At 71.9% G+C, this 15,984-nt stretch carries 16 protein-coding genes; 8 read left to right on the forward strand and 8 right to left on the reverse strand.

The genetic code is table 11. The annotated features are described in order from the left end of the window. Positions 1 to 154 precede the first annotated feature (154 nt). Both QSJ60_RS16315 and QSJ60_RS16320 read left to right on the forward strand, forming a co-directional pair. Positions 155 to 787, forward strand: coding sequence for a class I SAM-dependent methyltransferase (locus QSJ60_RS16315; protein WP_230764549.1), 633 nt, complete (start codon positions 155 to 157; stop codon positions 785 to 787). 63 nt (positions 788 to 850) lie between these two features. Continuing rightward, entirely contained in the window at positions 851 to 2,296 is a 1,446-nt protein-coding gene (locus QSJ60_RS16320; protein ID WP_285464545.1) for a carboxylesterase/lipase family protein, read from the forward strand. On the opposite strand, the gene QSJ60_RS16325 is transcribed toward QSJ60_RS16320, so the two are convergent. The 5 genes from QSJ60_RS16325 to QSJ60_RS16345 all read right to left on the reverse strand — a co-directional run bounded on the left by QSJ60_RS16325 (position 2,208) and on the right by QSJ60_RS16345 (position 8,628). After that, positions 2,208 to 2,573: a helix-turn-helix domain-containing protein gene (locus QSJ60_RS16325; protein ID WP_230764553.1), complete on the reverse strand. Its 366-nt coding sequence runs from the start codon at positions 2,571 to 2,573 to the stop codon at positions 2,208 to 2,210. The genes QSJ60_RS16320 and QSJ60_RS16325 overlap by 89 nt on opposite strands. Continuing rightward, a complete protein-coding gene (locus QSJ60_RS16330; protein WP_285464547.1) occupies positions 2,570 to 5,425 on the reverse strand; it encodes an alpha-L-rhamnosidase in 2,856 nt (951 codons plus the stop codon). The genes QSJ60_RS16325 and QSJ60_RS16330 overlap by 4 nt, the downstream gene beginning before the upstream one ends. Beyond that, entirely contained in the window at positions 5,422 to 6,717 is a 1,296-nt protein-coding gene (locus tag QSJ60_RS16335; protein WP_285464550.1) for an MFS transporter, read from the reverse strand. The genes QSJ60_RS16330 and QSJ60_RS16335 overlap by 4 nt, the downstream gene beginning before the upstream one ends. A gap of 127 nt (positions 6,718 to 6,844) precedes the next feature. Next, the gene (locus QSJ60_RS16340) at positions 6,845 to 7,432 is read right to left on the reverse strand and encodes a MarR family winged helix-turn-helix transcriptional regulator (RefSeq protein ID WP_285464552.1); all 588 of its coding nucleotides are present in this window, start codon (positions 7,430 to 7,432) and stop codon (positions 6,845 to 6,847) included. A 68-nt stretch (positions 7,433 to 7,500) separates the two neighbouring features. Continuing rightward, positions 7,501 to 8,628 (reverse strand): FAD-dependent oxidoreductase, encoded by a 1,128-nt coding sequence (locus QSJ60_RS16345; RefSeq protein ID WP_352230706.1) that lies wholly within the window; start codon positions 8,626 to 8,628, stop codon positions 7,501 to 7,503. A 125-nt stretch (positions 8,629 to 8,753) separates the two neighbouring features. On the opposite strand from QSJ60_RS16345, the gene QSJ60_RS16350 reads away from it, so the two are divergent. The 3 genes from QSJ60_RS16350 to QSJ60_RS16360 all read left to right on the forward strand — a co-directional run bounded on the left by QSJ60_RS16350 (position 8,754) and on the right by QSJ60_RS16360 (position 11,281). Continuing rightward, entirely contained in the window at positions 8,754 to 9,245 is a 492-nt protein-coding gene (locus QSJ60_RS16350) for a MarR family winged helix-turn-helix transcriptional regulator (RefSeq protein WP_285464553.1), read from the forward strand. Between the two features lie 93 nt (positions 9,246 to 9,338). After that, positions 9,339 to 10,442, forward strand: coding sequence for an MBL fold metallo-hydrolase (locus QSJ60_RS16355; RefSeq protein WP_285464555.1), 1,104 nt, complete (start codon positions 9,339 to 9,341; stop codon positions 10,440 to 10,442). Between the two features lie 35 nt (positions 10,443 to 10,477). Further along, the gene (locus QSJ60_RS16360; protein ID WP_285464557.1) at positions 10,478 to 11,281 is read left to right on the forward strand and encodes an aminoglycoside adenylyltransferase domain-containing protein; all 804 of its coding nucleotides are present in this window, start codon (positions 10,478 to 10,480) and stop codon (positions 11,279 to 11,281) included. On the opposite strand, the gene QSJ60_RS16365 is transcribed toward QSJ60_RS16360, so the two are convergent. Beyond that, positions 11,262 to 11,549 carry a hypothetical protein gene (locus tag QSJ60_RS16365; RefSeq protein WP_230764568.1) on the reverse strand — a complete coding sequence of 96 codons (288 nt, stop codon included), beginning with the start codon at positions 11,547 to 11,549 and terminating at the stop codon, positions 11,262 to 11,264. The two genes, QSJ60_RS16360 and QSJ60_RS16365, sit on opposite strands and share 20 nt — an antisense overlap. 110 nt (positions 11,550 to 11,659) lie before the next feature. Here QSJ60_RS16365 and QSJ60_RS16370 point away from each other — a divergent pair, with 110 nt between their 5' ends. Both QSJ60_RS16370 and QSJ60_RS16375 read left to right on the forward strand, forming a co-directional pair. Next, complete coding sequence (locus tag QSJ60_RS16370; RefSeq protein WP_189085730.1) at positions 11,660 to 11,818, forward strand: hypothetical protein; 159 nt, start codon at positions 11,660 to 11,662, stop codon at positions 11,816 to 11,818. Positions 11,819 to 11,966: 148 nt separating this feature from the next. Next, complete coding sequence (locus tag QSJ60_RS16375; RefSeq protein ID WP_230764573.1) at positions 11,967 to 12,638, forward strand: YoaK family protein; 672 nt, start codon at positions 11,967 to 11,969, stop codon at positions 12,636 to 12,638. Here the strand turns inward: QSJ60_RS16375 and QSJ60_RS16380 are convergent. Both QSJ60_RS16380 and QSJ60_RS16385 read right to left on the reverse strand, forming a co-directional pair. Beyond that, complete coding sequence (locus QSJ60_RS16380; RefSeq protein ID WP_189085728.1) at positions 12,635 to 13,033, reverse strand: hypothetical protein; 399 nt, start codon at positions 13,031 to 13,033, stop codon at positions 12,635 to 12,637. The two genes, QSJ60_RS16375 and QSJ60_RS16380, sit on opposite strands and share 4 nt — an antisense overlap. A 368-nt stretch (positions 13,034 to 13,401) precedes the next feature. Continuing rightward, complete coding sequence (locus QSJ60_RS16385; protein WP_285464563.1) at positions 13,402 to 14,850, reverse strand: multicopper oxidase family protein; 1,449 nt, start codon at positions 14,848 to 14,850, stop codon at positions 13,402 to 13,404. A gap of 590 nt (positions 14,851 to 15,440) precedes the next feature. Between QSJ60_RS16385 and QSJ60_RS16395 the strand changes: the two genes are divergently transcribed. Next, entirely contained in the window at positions 15,441 to 15,923 is a 483-nt protein-coding gene (locus tag QSJ60_RS16395; RefSeq protein WP_285464566.1) for a hypothetical protein, read from the forward strand. The last annotated feature ends 61 nt before the right edge of the window (positions 15,924 to 15,984 follow it).

The following is a 15,984-nucleotide window of genomic DNA, read 5'->3' on the forward strand; positions in this document are numbered from 1 at the left end:
GACGCCCTGCTCGCGGCGATCCTCGCACGGCGATGCGGTGCCGCCGAGCCCTGGCGCGGCATCCCCCCGCGTTCTGGGGGTGCCCACCGGACCGTCGATGCCGCTCGGATCGGCGCGTTTCGGCGGCGCAGCGGCGGCTGAGTAGGCTGCCCGGATGAGCCACGCGCACGACGCCGCCCACCCGCACGACGAGGCGCACGCCTTCGACGGGGCCTACTGGGAGGCGCACTGGGTCGAGGCCGCGCCGGACGGGGCGGCACCGCCGAACCCGCACCTCGGCGAGCTCGTCGGGCTCGCGCCGGGCACCGCACTCGAGGCCGGTTGCGGCGAGGGCGGCGAGGCCATCGCGCTCGCCGAGCTCGGCTGGCGCGTCACGGCGGCGGATGTCTCGGCCGAGGCGCTCGCGCGAGCCCGCCGCCGCCCCGGCGCCGACGCCGTGGAGTGGCGTCAGGCCGACCTCGGCAGCTGGGCGCCCGCCGAGCCGTTCGATCTCGTCACGACGTTCTACGCGCACCCCGCGATGCCGCAGCTGGACTTCTACGCGCGCATCGCGGGGTGGGTCGCGCCCGGCGGCACGCTCCTGATCGTCGGGCATCAGCACGATCACGGTCATCCCGAGCAGGCCAGCGCGAGCGCCGAGGCCGTCGTCGCCCGGCTCGACGCCGACGAGTGGACGGTCGCCGCCGCGTTCGAGCGCCCCCGCCGCGCGGTAGCGCCCGGTGGGCGCGAGATCGAGCTGCACGACGTCGTGGTCCGCGCGGTGCGGTCCCCGGGCACCGTCGTCTGAGCCGGCGCCTGCCCGCAGCAGCGGAGCAGCAGCGACCGGGGAGCGGCCCCCTACGCTGGACGGATGATCGAGTCGGAGAAGCCCCGGTCCGCCGCCCCCGCCGTCGCCTCGCTCTCGAGCGGGGCCGTCCGCGGCCGCGAGGAGGGAGGCATCCGCCGCTTCCTCGGCATCCCCTACGCGGAGCCGCCCGTCGGCGCCCGCCGCTTCGCTGCCCCCGAGCCGGTCGCGCCCTGGGCGGGCGTGCGCGAAGCCGAGCGGTTCGGCCCGACCGCGCCGCAGTCGCCCTACCGGGGCGCCCTCGGCGAGCTGCTCAGCTGCCCGGTGATCGAGGGCGACGAGGTGCTCACCGTCAACGTCTGGACCGCGGCCGTCGCCGCCGCGACCCCGGCGCCGGTCGTGCTCTGGCTGCACGGCGGGGCCCTCGAGCGCGGCGCCGCGGCCCAGCCCGGGTACGACGGCACGAGCTTCGCCCGCGACGGGGTCGTCTTCGTCTCGGCGAACTACCGCCTGGGCGCCGAGGGCTTCAGCGTGCTCGACGGCGCACCCCGGAACCTCGGGCTGCTCGACGCGGCCCTCGCGCTCGAGTGGGTGCACCGCGAGGTCGCGGCGTTCGGCGGCGATCCGGCCCGCATCACGATCATGGGCGAATCGGCGGGCGGCGCGCTCGTCGCCGCCCTGCTCGCGCGCCCGGCATCCCGCGCCCTCGTCGCCGGCGCGATCATCCAGTCCGGTCCGCTCGAGGCGGTCGCGCCTGAGCGGGCGCGACGCGCCTCCGACGCGATCGCGGAGCGGCTCGGCATCACCGCGACCCGTGAGGCGTTCTCCGCGGTGCCGCCCGCCGAGCTGCTGCGGGCCCGCTCGGAGATCGCGGCCGGCTCCTCTCCCCTGAACGGCGCGCCGGGCTTCGCGCTCGCGATCGACCCGCACACCCTGCCCGCCTCGCCCGTCGACGCGCTCGCCGACGCCGAGGTGCCGATCCTCATCGGCACGAACACCGACGAGTACCGGCTGTGGCTGAGCCCGGAGGCCCTCGGCGAGATCGGCCGGCTGAAGGCCTGGCTCGCCCGCCGGGTCATGCGCATCCCCGAGCGCGCGGCGCGGGCGGTACGACGCGCGTATCCGGACGCCTCGCCCGGCGAAGTGCTCGGCCAGCTCGTCACCGATCGGATGCTGCGCGCCCCCGCCACCCGCCTCGCACAGTCCAGGATCGCGCCGACCTTCGTCTACGAGTTCGCCTGGCCGAGCCCGGTCCGCGAGCTGCGCGCGGCGCACGCGATCGAGATCGCCTTCGCGTTCGATCGGCTCGACGACGAGGACGCGGTGCGGCTGAGCGGGACGGATGCCCCGGCCGCCCTCGCCCGCGAGATGCACGCCGCCTGGGTCGCCTTCATCGCGACGGGCGACCCCGGCTGGCCGGCGTTCACCGACGGGCGGATGACTCGCGTCTGGGACGAGCGCTCGCAGACGGTGCCGCAGCGCCGGGCCGAGGTGGTCGACGCGCTGGGATAGTGGCGGCCTCGTCGAGCTGCGCGGCGATCGCGGCGAGCAGCCCGGCGAGCCGGACCCCGTAGCCGCGGGCGAGGGCGGCGAGCACCTCGCTCGACGCCTCCTTGCGCCCGCGCTCGAGCTCGGAGAGGTACTGACTGCTGACCCCGGCACGCGCGGCCGCCTCGGCCAGGCTCTCGCCGCGACCCGCGCGGCGGCGACGCAGCTCGGCGCCGAGCGCCGCCCGCCAGAGCGGTTCGCGTTCGCCGAGCACGGCGATGCGCACCTGCGGCCCGCTCACGCCGCCCGCTCGCGCGCCGCTCGCTCGCGCGCCACGGAGAGCGCATCGAGCCGATGCCCGATCTCACGCTGCACCGTCGGGCTCGCGTACTGGAAGACGAGCTCGGCGAGCGTCTGCCCACGCGTCCACCGCGTGGCCGCGCGCATCGCGGCGACCGCGCCGGGGCGGTGCGCCTCGAGCAGCTGCTCCACGAGGTCGAGCGCCTCGGGATCGTCGGCGAGCTGCGCGAGCGACGAGTCGAGGCCGACGGTGCCGGGCCGTACCGGGTCGGGGGCCGAGCAGGTCCAACGGTGCCGCCCGGCGCCGACCACCCGCGGGGCGCCCGCCGGTGCGCCGGGCAGCGCGAGCTCGGCCTCGACCCCGAGCGGGATCGTGGCGGTGACGACGATGAGCCCGCCGTCGCGGCGCCAGCCGAGCTCGATGCGACCGAAGGGGCTCTCGAACGCGACCGCGGCATCGTCGATCCCGGGCAGCGGGTGCGGGGCGAGCCGCACCCGCCGATGGCCGGCCTCGAGGATCGTGAGCCCGGCGAGCTCGCGATGCATCCAATCGGCGACGGCGCCGAGCGCGTAGTGGTTGAAGCTCGTCATGTCGCCGGGGTTGATCGTGCCGTCGGGCAGCATCGAGTCCCAGCGCTCCCAGATCGTCGTCGCGCCCATCGTCACCGGGTAGAGCCACGAGGGGCATGCGGTCTGCAGCAGCAGCCGCGCCGCGGCCGCCTCGTGGCCGGTGGCGGTCAGCGCGTCGAGGACGAGGGGCGTGCCGACGAAGCCGGTCGCGATGCGGTAGCCGTTCTCCCGGACGAGCTCGGCGAGGCGGGAGCCGGCCGCCGCCCGGAGCGCCCCGGGGAGGAGGTCGAAGGCGAGTCCGAGGGCGTATGCGGTCGGGGTGTCCGAGAGCATGCGGCCGGCCGGGGTGACGTACTCGCGCACGAAGGCCCGGCGAACCTCCTCGGCGATGCCGTCGTAGTCGTCCGCGTCCCCGTCCCGACCGAGCAGCCGCGCCGCCCGGGCGAGCAGTCGGACCGAGCGGGCCAGGCAGGCCGTGGCCACGAGCCCGGTCGCCGTCATGGCCTGCCCGGGGCGCTCGGGCGGTGCCGTCGGGTCGAGCCAGTCGCCGAACTGGAAGTCGCCCTCCCAGACCCGGGCGGGGCCGGCGAGCCGGAGGCAGAGCTCGACCCAGGCCCGGGCGCTCGGGTACTGACGCTCCAGCGTCGCGAGGTCGCCGAAGCGGCGCTGCAGTTCGTCGGGCACCACGACCGCGGCGTCGCCCCACGCCGCAGCCGGGCGGGCCAAGCCGATGACGTTCGGCACGACGAACGGCACGAGCCCGTCGTCGTCCTGCTCGAGCGCGAGATCGCGGAGCCAGGAGTCGAGGAAGCCGCGCACGTCGTAGAGGAAGCCGGCGGTCGGCGCGAAGACCTGGATGTCCCCGGTCCAGCCGAGACGCTCGTCGCGCTGCGGGCAATCGGTCGGCACGGACAGGAAGTTGCCGCGCAGGCTCCACACCACGTTGTCGTGCAGCCGCTGCAGGAGGGGGTGCGAGGTCTCGAACCACCCGGTGCGCTCGAGCTCGCTGTGCACCACGACCGCGACGACGTCACCGGACCGGAGCTCGCCCGGCCACCCCGAGACCTCGGCGTAGCGGAAGCCATGGAACGTGAACTCGGGCTCCCACTCCTCCTCGCCGCTGCCGGCGAGGGTGTAGTGATCCGTCGCACTCGCCCGGCGCAGCGGTCGGGTGCCGAGCCGCCCGTCTTCGAGCACCTCGGCGTGCCGCAGGGTCACGGTGGTGCCCGCGGGCCCGGACACCCGGATGCGCAGGCGCCCCACGAGGTTCTGCCCGAAATCGAGGATGGTCGCTCCGTCCTCACCCGGGAGCTGGGCGACCGCGGCGAGCTGCTCGATCCGCCGCACGGGCGGCGAGATCCGGGCACCGGGCACCGCCTCGGCGGGCAGCACGCGCGCTCCGGGCCATCCGGTGTCGTCGTAGCCGGGTTCGGCGCAGTCGCGACCGGCGGCGTCGACGAGCGCGCTGCGGGCGTCGAAGCGCTCGCCCGCGTACAGGCCGCTCTCGAGGAGCGGGCCGGTCGCGGCCCGCCAGTCGCCGCTCGTCGCGATCCACCGGCTCGTGCCGTCGGCGAACTCGAGCAGGAGCTGGGCGGCCGCCCTGGGTTGGCCGCCGTAGCGGGGTTGCGCGTTCTGCCGGAAGCCGAAGTGCTCGGTCGCCCAGGCGCCAGCGAGCCGGATGCTCAGGCAGTTGGCGCCCGGCCGCACGAGCGTGGTGACGTCGGTCGTGTCGTGCACGGTGCGCGTCGCGAACGGGGTCCAGCCCGGCTTCAGCACCTGGTCGTCGACGTCGACGCCGTTCACGGCGAGCTGGGCGACACCGACGGCGCTCGCGTACAGCGTCGCTCTCACGACGGCGCCGCAGTCGAACTCGTGGCGGAGCACGACGGGCTGGGCGTGCCGCTCGGGAGCCGGGTGCCCGATCCACGCGGCGATCCACTCCCCTGCGCCGAGGAATCCGGCCGCGACCGCGACCGGCGCGCTCCAGTCGCCCGTCGCCCCGTCCTCGCCCGCGACCCGTACGCGCAGCCGGCCGCGGTCCCGGGGCGCGAGCGGCGCGAAGGGCCACGCGACGCCGAGCCGCCCCTCGCCCTCGACCCTGGCCATGGCCGTCGTCGTCGCGCTGCCGAGCTCCCAGCTGAGTTCGGCGAACGCCTGCCGCCACGCCGGATCGTCGGCCTCGACCCGCCAGCCGAGACGGGGCTCGGCGACGGAGACGGGGTCGCCTGGCCGGGGCGATTCGAGGTCGATGCGGACGACCCGGGCGCCGGTGCGCCCGCTCACCGGGCCGCCTCCGCCGACTCCGCCGTGACCTCCGGGTCCACGGCGCCCTCCTCGTCGATCACCCGCGTGGCCGCTCGCCCCCGGCGGAACACGAGCCACGCGCAGCCGAGGCCGAGCACGTTGAAGAGGGTGAGCAGCGCGTACATGAGAGTGACGCCGGACTCCAGGATGAGCGGCGTGATCACGGCGAGCCCGGCCGCGGCGAAGCGGCCGACCGCGATGATCGCGCCCTGCGCGGTGGAGCGGAGCAGCGTGGGGAACGACTCCTGCGTCCAGACCTTCATGATCCCTTCGAAGGCGAACGCGCCGCCGAGCGCGGCGAGCAGCGCGCTCACCGCGTAGCTCACGAGGTCGAGGCCGACGATCACGACCAGCAGCTTCGAGGCGATCATCAGCAGGGCGCCGATCTGGAAGTAGCGGAAGCGGTTCGGGCCGTCGGCGATCTTCATGAACCAGAGGTACCCGAGCACCGCGACGGGAACCATCGGCAGGGCGATGAGCGCGGCCTGACCGACCGTCGCGCCGCCGTAGGTGACCACGATGTAGGTGCCGAACTGGCCGCTCGTGTTGGCGACGAGATTCGTCAGCCCGTAGAAGGCCAGCAGCGCGAGGAACGGCACGAGGTACGGCGGGCGCAGCAGGTCGCGCACCCGCGCGCGGTCGGCGCGGATGGTCGCGACGCCGGCGCGACGCTCCGCGCGGGCCGCCTGCCAGCTCGGCGACTCCGGGATGGTCAGCCGGCCGAGCAGCACGAGCACGGCGACGAGCCCGATGTGCGCGAAGAGCACCTGGGCGCCGGCGCGCCCCCAGTCCCCGACGATGCTCGCCAGCACGGTGTTCACGACGATGCCGACGATCCACAGCAGGTTCGAGAAGCCGAGCAGTCGACCGCGGTTGCGGTCGCTGGCCGCCTCGGCGATCGTCGAGAGCGAGACCGGCAGATCGGCGCCGGTGCCGAGGCCGAGGAGCACGGCGCCGAGCACGACCGCCGTGAACGAGGGCGCGACGAGCAGCGCCGCGACCGCGACGATGATCAGCATCATCGTCGCGGTGAAGACCGGCCGGCGCCCGAAGCGGTCGCCGAGCCGACCGCCGACGAGCGCGCCGAACGCGATCGAGAGGGTGAGGGCGCCGGCCGCGACGCCGACCTCCCACTGCTCGAGGCCGAGGTCGCGCTGGAGGATGACGAGCGAGGTGCTGAAGCCGGTGATGGCGGCCGAGTCGATGTAGGACGCCATGCCGGAGACGACGGCGACCCACCAGGGGCGGGAGTGCAGCGGACGGGTGGGCATTGCTTCTCCTTCGAAGCCGAGGGGACCTGGTGCGACCACGGTACCTCATGATTGTCGTGACGACAATCATGTGGACGACGCGCCGACCTCGCTCCGGCCCGTCGCAAGCCGTCCGGACTGCGCGGCATCAGCCGCCGGCGTGCGGATCCCAGCGTGACGAGGACTCCTGCCACGGCACGCCGGCCACCCGCTGGATCTCCCCCTCGACGCGGTGGTCGAGGTCGCGCACGAGGCGGATCAGCAGATCCTCGAACCGCTCACGCTCGGCGACGCTCCACTCGGCGAGCGCCCCCGCGAAGTCCTCCTCGCTCGCGGCGACGATCCGTGCGGCGACCGCCCGGCCGTCCCGAGTCAGCGCGATCATGGTCTCGCGCCCGTCGTCGGGGTTCGCCATCCGCCCGACGAGGCCCGCCTCCTCCAATCGCCGCACGACCTTCGAGAGGTTCGAGCGCCCGGTATGCACGGCGTCGGCGAGCTCGGTGGGACGCGTCGCGCCGCGGTAGGCGAGCTGGTTGACGACGAGGAACGCGAGCATGTCACCCTCGAGCGGGAAGCGCGAACGGCGCAGCAGGTCTTCCCGCCGCGAGCCGGAGGCCGCCCACGTGACGATGGCCTGCATCGCGGCGCGGGCATCGAGTCCATCACCGCCGACGACGGCCCGCCGGAGCTCGGGGTCGGAATCCAGCAGCACGGCATCGACAGGGGGACGGGACATGCCGCCATTCTCCCGGTCCGGGAGCCTGGACTCCATTCGCCGCGTCGGACAGCCCGCCGGCGCGCCGCCTACTCGGGGACGCGGTAGGCGTACAGGTGGTTGTTCCTCGTGTCGCGCGTCGCGTTCTTGAGGAAGATCGGGAGCATGACGTCGCGCACGGCCGTCGCGAAGCGGGAGCTCCCGCCCTGCTTCTGCCGGCCGAGCTTGCGCGCGTAGGCGACGACGGCTTCGACGCGGGGCCGGCGCAGTCGCTCGTACTCGGCGAAGGCGGTCCCCGGCTCGGCCTCGCGTCGCAGACAGCCGGCGAGCGTCGCCGCGTCTTCGAGCGCGAGGGAGGCGCCCTGGCCGGCGTTCGGCGAGGTGGCGTGCACGGCGTCTCCGACGGCCACGACGCGGCCCCGGTGCCAGCGCGGCACGTGGGCGAGGTCGAAGATGCCGTAGGCGCCGATCTCGCCCTCCACGTGGTCGAGGATGCGCGGCACCGGATCGGGGTCGCCCGAGTGCGCCGCGCGCAGCTCGTCGAGCCAGGCGGATGCCGGCACGTCGCGCAGCGCGGATCGGTCCCCTTCGGGCCGACTCGGGTTGGCGAACCAGTACACCGTGCCGTCGTCGCGGACGAGGTAGCCGAAGAAGCCGCGGTCGCCGAACACCATGTGCTGGCGAAGCGGAGTCGGCTCGAGACCCGGCACGCGCGCGAAGCCGCCGACGCTGAGGATGCCGGTGTACGCCGGCTCCGGTGCGCCGGGATCGATCCAGCGCCGGGTGACGGAGCCGGTGCCGTCGCAGCCGATGAGCACGTCACCGCTCGCGCTCGTGCCGTCGGCGAAGCGGGCCGTGACGCGGCCGGGCGACTCCTCGATGCCGTCGAGTCGAGCGCCCCAAGTGATCGGGATACCCGCGGCCTCGACCGCGTCGCGCAGCACCTGGTGCAGCCAGGCCCGGCGGACGACGACCGAGCCGCGCTCGGGTGCGCCTGCGGGGCCGTTCGGGACCGTACCGAGCTTGCGGCCCCGGCCGCTCCACATCTCGAGGTAGGGGCTGAGGTGCCCGTCGGCGACGAGCCGATCGCGCAGCCCGAGCGTCTCGAGCACGGCGAGCCCGTTGCTCGCGACGTTCAGGAACAGTCCGCCGTAGGCCTCGGGTTCGCCGCGGGATTCGAACAGCCGCACGTCCCAGCCGGCCCGGTGCAGGAACAGCGCGTCGCGGGCCCGGCGACTCCGCCGCCGATGATGAGCGCCTCTGGCATGGCTCGCCCTTCGCTAGATTGGAGAGGAAACAGAGTCTCGAAGTTCGAGTCTCTCTATTTTAGAGAGGTTATCAGGTGGTCGACTCCCCTTCAAGCCGCGCGAGCGCCATCGCCGAGCACGCCGAGGCGATGCGGAGCTTCATGGCGCACGCCGTGCTGTTCCAGGACGCCGTCGCGCGCTCCGCCGGACTCAACGGCACCGACCTCCAGGCGCTCGGCCTGCTCCTGAGCGACGGTCCAGCCACCCCGGGCGAGCTCGCGCAGCGCACCGGCCTCACCGCCGGCGGGGCGATCACCACCATGCTCGACCGACTCGAGCGGGGCGGCTTCGTCACCCGGAGCCGGGACGCGGCGGACCGCCGACGCGTGCTCGTGTCCGCCGTCCCCGAGGCCGTCTTCGCCGAGGTCGGCCCCGTCTACGGCGCCGTCGCGGGGCGCTGGAACGAGTACCTCGACACCCTCAGCGAGGAGCAGATCCGCTTCGCCACCGAGTTCCTCACGCGCGCCGCCGCCTTCAACCGCGACGAGACCGAACGCCTGCGCCGAGCGCCCCGCGAACGCAGCTGACCCGCGCGACGGCGGCACGGCGCCGCGCTTGCTCCGGCCCAGACATCCTCGCTATGGTGCTTTGGATACTGAATCCAATGGAGGAATCAGCCCATGACGCCTGACGCCGGATCGCGCTCGCAGCTCACCAGACGCGGCATGCTCGCGGGGGCGGCCGCCCTCGGCGCGGGCTCCCTCACCCTCGGCGCGGCCCCCGCCTCGGCGTCGCCCCTGCGGGCGCCGAACCATCGCACCCGGGTCGTGCTCGCGGGCACCGCCGGCGGACCGCCGCCCCAGGACGGCCGGCTCGGCATCTGCACCGCGATCGTCGTGGAGGACCGGGTCTACCTCATCGACCTCGGCCCCGGAGCGGTCACCGCGTACGCCCAGGCCGGCCTCACGATGGAGCAGATCCGCGCGGTCTTCGTCACCCACCTGCACTCCGACCACCTCGCGGAGGTCTACAACCTCTTCTGGCTCAACTACGGCGCACCCGGCGCGCGCGGCAACATCTCGCAGCGCGTCGACGTCTACGGGCCCGGGCCGGCCGGCGCCCTCCCGCAGGCGCCCGGCGCACCCGTGCAGCAGCCGGACGCGCCGACGCCCGGGCTCACCGCCTTCCTGCGCACCGCGGTCGCCGCGACCGCCTACGATCTGAACACGCGGATGGCGGAGAGCCGCAAGCCCGACATCTGGAACGTCATCGCCCCGCACGACCTCGAGCTGCCCGACGTCGGCGCGAGCCCGGCGAACCGCGTACCGATCATGGAGCCGTTCCAGATCCTCGACGACGGATTCGTGCGCGTCAGTGCCATCCTCGTCGACCACCCGCCCGTGTTCCCCTCCTTCGCGTTCCGCTTCGACACGGCCGACGGCTCGGTCGTCGTGAGCGGCGACACGGCTCCCTCGGACAACCTCGTGCGGCTCGCGCAGGGTGCAGACGTGCTCGTGCACGAGGCGTACGACCACGACTACTTCGCCGCGATCAACCCCCGCCTCGCCGAGACCTTCTCGCGCACGCATACGCGGTCCGAGCAAGTCGGCGAACTCGCCACACGGGCCGGCGTCGGCACGCTCGTGCTGAGCCATCTCGTGCCGGCCGGCATCCGCGAGGTGCGCGACGCCGTCTGGAAGCGTAAGGCGCGCACCGGCTTCCGCGGCGAGGTCCTCGTCGGCCGCGACGGCGACACGATCGGGGTCGGGGAGAAGCGGAGGTAGCGAACACGAACATCCGCCGTTGCTAGCGTCGCAGGATGGACGATCTCCTCGAACCCGTGCTCGCCCACCTCGATCGCGCTGAGCCGGGCGAGTTCGCCGGCGTCTACCTGTACGGCTCGTCCGTGTCGGGCGGCCTGAGGCCCGACAGCGACGTCGACCTCCTGGTGCTGACGAGGCGCTCGCTGACGGCCGCCGAACGCGGGGAGCTGACCCGCGTGCTGCTCGACTCCTCGGCCTGGTCGGGGCACGCCGACACGTTCCCCGAGGCGGCGGAGGGCCGCTCGCTCGAGCTCACCTGCGTGGTGATCGGGGCGGATGGCCGCTGGCCCGAGCCGGCGGTGCACGACTACCAGTTCGGCGAGTGGCTGCGCGCCGACATCCTCGCCGGCTCGGTGCTGGAGCCGGCTGACGACCCCGACGTGCCGATCCTGCTCGCGACCGCGCAGACCGCGCACCGCGTGCTGCGCGGCGCGCCGCTCGCCGACGTCGTCCAGCCCGTGCCGATGTCGGCGCTCACCGAGGCGATGCTGGGGATCATCCCCGACATCCTGGAGGAGATCGTCGGCGACGAGCGCAACACGCTGCTCGCCTTCGCGCGCATCGTCACGACCCTGCGCACCGGGGGCGACATCGTGCCGAAGGATGTCGCGGCCACCGCCGTGGCCGCGACGCTGCCGCCCGAGGAGCGGGCGCTCATGGAGCGCGCGCGGGACGGCTACCTCGGCGTCGCGGCCGACGATTGGACGGGACTCGGCGAGGAGGTCACCGCGCTCTCGCACGCGCTCGCGCGGCAAGCCGAGGAGCTCGCCGGCCGCACCGTTACGCCAGAACGCGAGTGAGCAGCACGTAGCCGTCCGGCACCGCCGCCTCGAGCGCGGCGTTCGCCGTCGCGTAGTCGGGGCCCTCCGCCTCGATCGCTTCGACCCGGTCCGGCCGGATGACGCCCTTCGCGGTGGTGACGCCCTCCTTCATCGAGAAGTGCGCCTGCACGAGCACGTGCCCGGCCGGAACGAGCGCGAGGAGCGCGTCGTACGCGGAGCCGCGATCATGCCCCTCGGCGACGAGTTCCGTCGTGGCGGTGGGGCGGATGGTTCCGGTGAGGCGCATGCTTCGAGCCTAGAGCCGCACGCGCCGACGAGGAACGCGACGGCCACCCACATCGAAGGGCTGGTGTCTACCCGGTTGCGGGGGCGTAGGAGCCTCGTAACCTGGCCGAGGTGAAAGCCACCATCATCGCCACCAACCCGAACGACGAAGAACAACGCACCTTCGAGGCAGAAGCGCCCGACCAGGCGACCGCCGAAGCTGCAGCGCGAGCGAAAGCACCGAAAGGCTGGGTGACCGCGAGCGCCGGGCAATCGCCGCCGCGAACGTAGGCCAGCGAGCCATCGCGGTCGAAATGTCGGCGAGACGCCGGCTGCACGACTCCTCCTTCGATGACGGCGTAGATGAGCCGGTCCGCACCGACGGCGAGCACCGACGGCGAGCATCGTCTGGCGGGCCCGGCCAGCGGTACCCTGGCGGATGACGCGGAACGGAGGGCGAGTGCGGGAGGTCTCTCGTGGCGGCATCGCCCTCTCCGTCGCGCTCGGACTCATCGCCGGCTACGTCGACGCGGTCGGCTTCATCGAGACGGGCGGGCTGTTCGTCTCCTTCATGAGCGGGAACTCGACGCAGGCCGGGGTCGAGCTCTGGGACGTGGGACTCGCCGACGCCCTGCTGCCCCTGGGGCTCGTCGCCGCCTTCGTCGTCGGCGTCGCCCTCGGCGGCGCACTGGGCGCGCACGGCACGAGGCGCGCCTGGATCATCGCCGCGGCCGCCGCAGCCGTCGCGGCGACCGCCGTGCTCGGGCTCATCGCGCCGGACATCGGGTGGAGGTTCGGCCTCCTCGCCGCCGCGATGGGTGCGCTCAACACTCTGTACCTCGCCGATGGTCGTGCCCGGGTCGCGATCACTTACGCCACCGGCACGCTCGTGAGCCTGGGCCTCGCGCTCGCGGCGCTCGCGACCGGTCGGTCGCGGACGGCGTGGCGGCGGCCCCTCCTGCTGTGGGGCTCGCTGGCCGGCGGCGCCGTCATCGGCGCGGCCGTGCACCGTGCGACGGGCGGCTTCGCCCTCGTTCCCGCGGCGGCGGGGCTCGTCGCGATCGCGGTCCTCATCGCGGTCGTGCAGGCTCGACGGGGCGGCAGCGCCTAGGACCGGGAGCGTCGGACGAGCCCGACCGTCAACGAGACCGCCGCGATCGCAGCGGTCAGTAGCCCCGACCCGGCGAACAGCACGATCCCGTTCAGGCCCAGATCGGGTCGGCTGGACGGGACCATGCCGGTGAGCAGGAACCCGAGCATCGTCGCCGCGACGACGGCTCCCGCCGTGATCCCCGTCACCCGCCATCTCGCGGCGACCACGACGGCGGCGGCAGTGAGCAGCGCGGCGAGGAGCACCCCGGGGACGGCCATCCCATCGGAGAGATATGTCGCCGTCACCCAGCCGGCGAGGAGCATCAGCAGCGGCGCGAGGACGATGCCGGCCAGGATCTGCCACCCGGCCGCGATGCCACGCGCCTCAGCGGAAACGGAGTCTGCCCTGTCCATTTTCGCATCCTAGCCGCGGCCGGCAGCGCTGCACAGGCTCCCGCCCCCTCGCCGACACGACGAGGGGGCGGATGCCGAAGCATCCGCCCCCTCGTTCGCGAGAAGCCTGGGGCTTAGAAGTCCCAGTACTCGTCATGGGCCGCGTGATCACGCGGATCTTCGGGGTTTGCAGCGGTGCCGTGCCCTCTGCGTGCCACTCTGAAACAGGCTCTCATTTCTGCCGCTTTTCGCAGCGCGTGGCACGTTTCTAGGGTAGCCACGCGTGACGCGGGCGGCAACGATTGCCCGACGCACCCTCGCTTCGATAGGAATTTGAGGATCGATTCAGAAGAAGAGCTGCGGGCCGAGCCGCGCGAGGGCGCACGGTACTATGCGACGTCGACGGTGGCCATCATGCCAGCGTCTTCGTGATCAAGGATGTGGCAATGGTAGACGCTGCGCCCCGGGTGACGCGCGAAGTCGACGAGCACCCGCACTCCATCCTGCGCGGGAACATTGATGACGTCGCGCCAAGTGGGTTCACTGACCGGTTGCCCACCCGCTTCGATCACCTGCATCGGCCAAATGTGCAGATGGAAGGGGTGATCCATAGGGGTGGGGTTCGTGATGAGCCACTCCTCGACGGCCCCTGCAGCAACGTGTTGGTCCACTCGGTCTATGTCGAAGGCACGACCGTCGAACCCGAAATCCATCATGCTTCCGCCACCGCCCATCATCATCCCCATTCCCATGGTGAAGGTGATCTCGCGCTGCCGTGCGACGGGCTGCTCGCGCAGATCTCGAACCGACGGTCGTTCTAGTGCCGCGCCCGGCGCAGCAACTTCTTGCCCCGCGACAGTGAGCGTGGCAATGGTCTCGGGACCGGAGAGGTTCTGGCCTCCCATCATTCCCATCCCGCCGCGGTCATAACCCAGCGTCTGAAACTCACCACTCCCAGCGCTCATGCTCACGAGAAGATCGGCGCGATTGCCGGGCGCTAGAAGTACCTCCCGCACTTCCGGAGGAGCCTGCTCGTGGCCGCCGTCGATCCCGAGCAACTCAAGACGTTGCCCAGGCAGGGCCAAGCGAAGGTAGCGCGAGGTGCATGCATTGATCACACGCCAGCGTTCCTGCTCCCCAGGTCGTGCCGACATGTGCGGACGGTGCTGACCATTGACCAACAGGAGATCACCTTCGCGGCCCATCATCACGTCCGCGCCCGAGGCGGCCGCAATCTGTCCGCCAGGAGTCAGTGAAATGTCCGAGACGACGAGCACCCGCTCGCGGCTGATGGGCATGTGGCCATCCTCGACGATCAGCGCACCGTACAAGCCGCCGAATATCTGGTCGGCAACTGAGCCATGCCGGTGAGGGTGATACCAGAACACCCCAGGCGGATGATCCTCTGGCAACGTGAATCGGTAGTCAAAGCTCTGCCCCGGGTCTATCGAGAGGAAAGGGTTGTCACCGTTCCCCGCGGGAGACACCTGTAGTCCGTGCGTATGCAGGTTGGTTGGGGTGTCCAGTTCGTTCCGCAACTGCACCTCGATGGAGTCCCCCGGTCGCACGCGCCAGGTCCGTCCCGGCACCATGCCGCCGTATGTCAGGGCATACACCTGACGTCCGACGATGGTCAATTCGCGACGCGCGGCAACGAGGTCAACCTGCAGCAACCCGCCGCTGCTTCGTAACACCTCCGGCTCGATCAGCAGTTCTCCATCGGCCATTGCTCTGCCCCAGGGGAGACCTGTTTGAGAGAGACCGATCCCGCCGATGACGACACCGAGCCCTCCCAGAGCGCCGAGCTGGAGCGCCTGTCGACGGGTAATGGGTTTCATGCGTCGGGTGCTCGGTCAAGTCGTTGACGTCGCTCGTCGTACTCGGTGGTGTCAATTTCGCCACGGGCATAGCGCTCATCGAGCAACTCGCGAGCCCGGTTGCTCTCGGTGCGATGAGGTGACTGTCGAGGATCGCGTGCAGCAAAGACTCGAACTAGGAGCACAATGAGTACGGTAATTCCCACCAGGAGCAGGATGAGGAAAACCCAGCTCCAGCCCATACCCCACCAACCCATGTGGTCCCAGTTCGGCCCCATTACCCTCACCTCCGAGGTGCTGACTCCGCAAACTCCGGCGGGCAACTGTTGGGGTGGTATCGGCAACTCAGCCGCTGTTCCAGCAATCGTCGAGTGGAGTCTTTGCCTCGATTTTACTTGAGACCCGATTCCCCGACCATGTGTAATTACTGCGGGTGAATCGGGCGCTGGGAAGCTGAAGATGCGTCTGCACCTGATCGAGGTCTCGTACCGAGGTCGTGTCCGCCCGAGACGAACGGATTGCCAGGTGGTACCCCTGGGAGGTATCGCCTCGACATGATTGAATAGCATGTGCAAGTCAAGTTGCGACGTACCGGTCCGGGAGGTGTTGGAGTGTCAGTTCAAGGCGCCCTCCCCTCGGCCCCGTTCGACCTGAAGCCTCGCCGGTTCATCGTCGCCCTGTTCGCGATCGGTGCACTGCTGCTGTGTGCCTTCCTCATGCACGCCTTCGAGCATGGACAGAACCATGAGACCATGCCGACCGCGGCATCCTTGGTGCATGTCGCGGCTGCCGCGGGGAACCAATCATCGCCGGTCTCCTCCGGTCACGGCACCCAATCGTCAGTTGCGCAATCTGGTGGAGTCGCGGATCATGGCGACGCGTGTGGCGCAGGCTGTGGCGGACACGACGCGATACAGCTCGCCTGCATGCTCGCATTTCTGACGAGCCTCGTGTTCTTCGCCCTCTACCTCACCCGCCTGTTGGCAACGAATGACAGGCTTCGTGAGCGCGCGATGGAAACCATCGTGAGCGCTCGGGCTGGACCTCGCCCAATGACGCCGTCACCACAGGAACTCTCCATCAGTCGGACTTGATCGGTCCGTCGACGCTGCGCACATGCGCACCGCCTCGATTCGCCGACCCAAAAATTCTCCG

It is taken from the genome of Agromyces sp. NBRC 114283 (genome assembly GCF_030268405.1).
Classification (GTDB): Bacteria; Actinomycetota; Actinomycetes; order Actinomycetales; family Microbacteriaceae; genus Agromyces; species Agromyces mediolanus.

Bases quoted from the DNA above. Each gene is read 5' to 3' on its own strand.
- QSJ60_RS16315 (WP_230764549.1), top strand. From the start codon at position 155: ATGAGCCACGCGCACGACGCCGCCCACCCGCACGACGAGGCGCACGCC.
- QSJ60_RS16320 (WP_285464545.1), top strand. From the start codon at position 851: ATGATCGAGTCGGAGAAGCCCCGGTCCGCCGCCCCCGCCGTCGCCTCG.
- QSJ60_RS16335 (WP_285464550.1), bottom strand. From the start codon at position 6,717: ATGCCCACCCGTCCGCTGCACTCCCGCCCCTGGTGGGTCGCCGTCGTC.
- QSJ60_RS16340 (WP_285464552.1), bottom strand. From the start codon at position 7,432: ATGTCCCGTCCCCCTGTCGATGCCGTGCTGCTGGATTCCGACCCCGAG.
- QSJ60_RS16355 (WP_285464555.1), top strand. From the start codon at position 9,339: ATGACGCCTGACGCCGGATCGCGCTCGCAGCTCACCAGACGCGGCATG.
- QSJ60_RS16360 (WP_285464557.1), top strand. From the start codon at position 10,478: ATGGACGATCTCCTCGAACCCGTGCTCGCCCACCTCGATCGCGCTGAG.
- QSJ60_RS16365 (WP_230764568.1), bottom strand. From the start codon at position 11,549: ATGCGCCTCACCGGAACCATCCGCCCCACCGCCACGACGGAACTCGTC.
- QSJ60_RS16375 (WP_230764573.1), top strand. From the start codon at position 11,967: ATGACGCGGAACGGAGGGCGAGTGCGGGAGGTCTCTCGTGGCGGCATC.
- QSJ60_RS16380 (WP_189085728.1), bottom strand. From the start codon at position 13,033: ATGGACAGGGCAGACTCCGTTTCCGCTGAGGCGCGTGGCATCGCGGCC.
- QSJ60_RS16385 (WP_285464563.1), bottom strand. From the start codon at position 14,850: ATGAAACCCATTACCCGTCGACAGGCGCTCCAGCTCGGCGCTCTGGGA.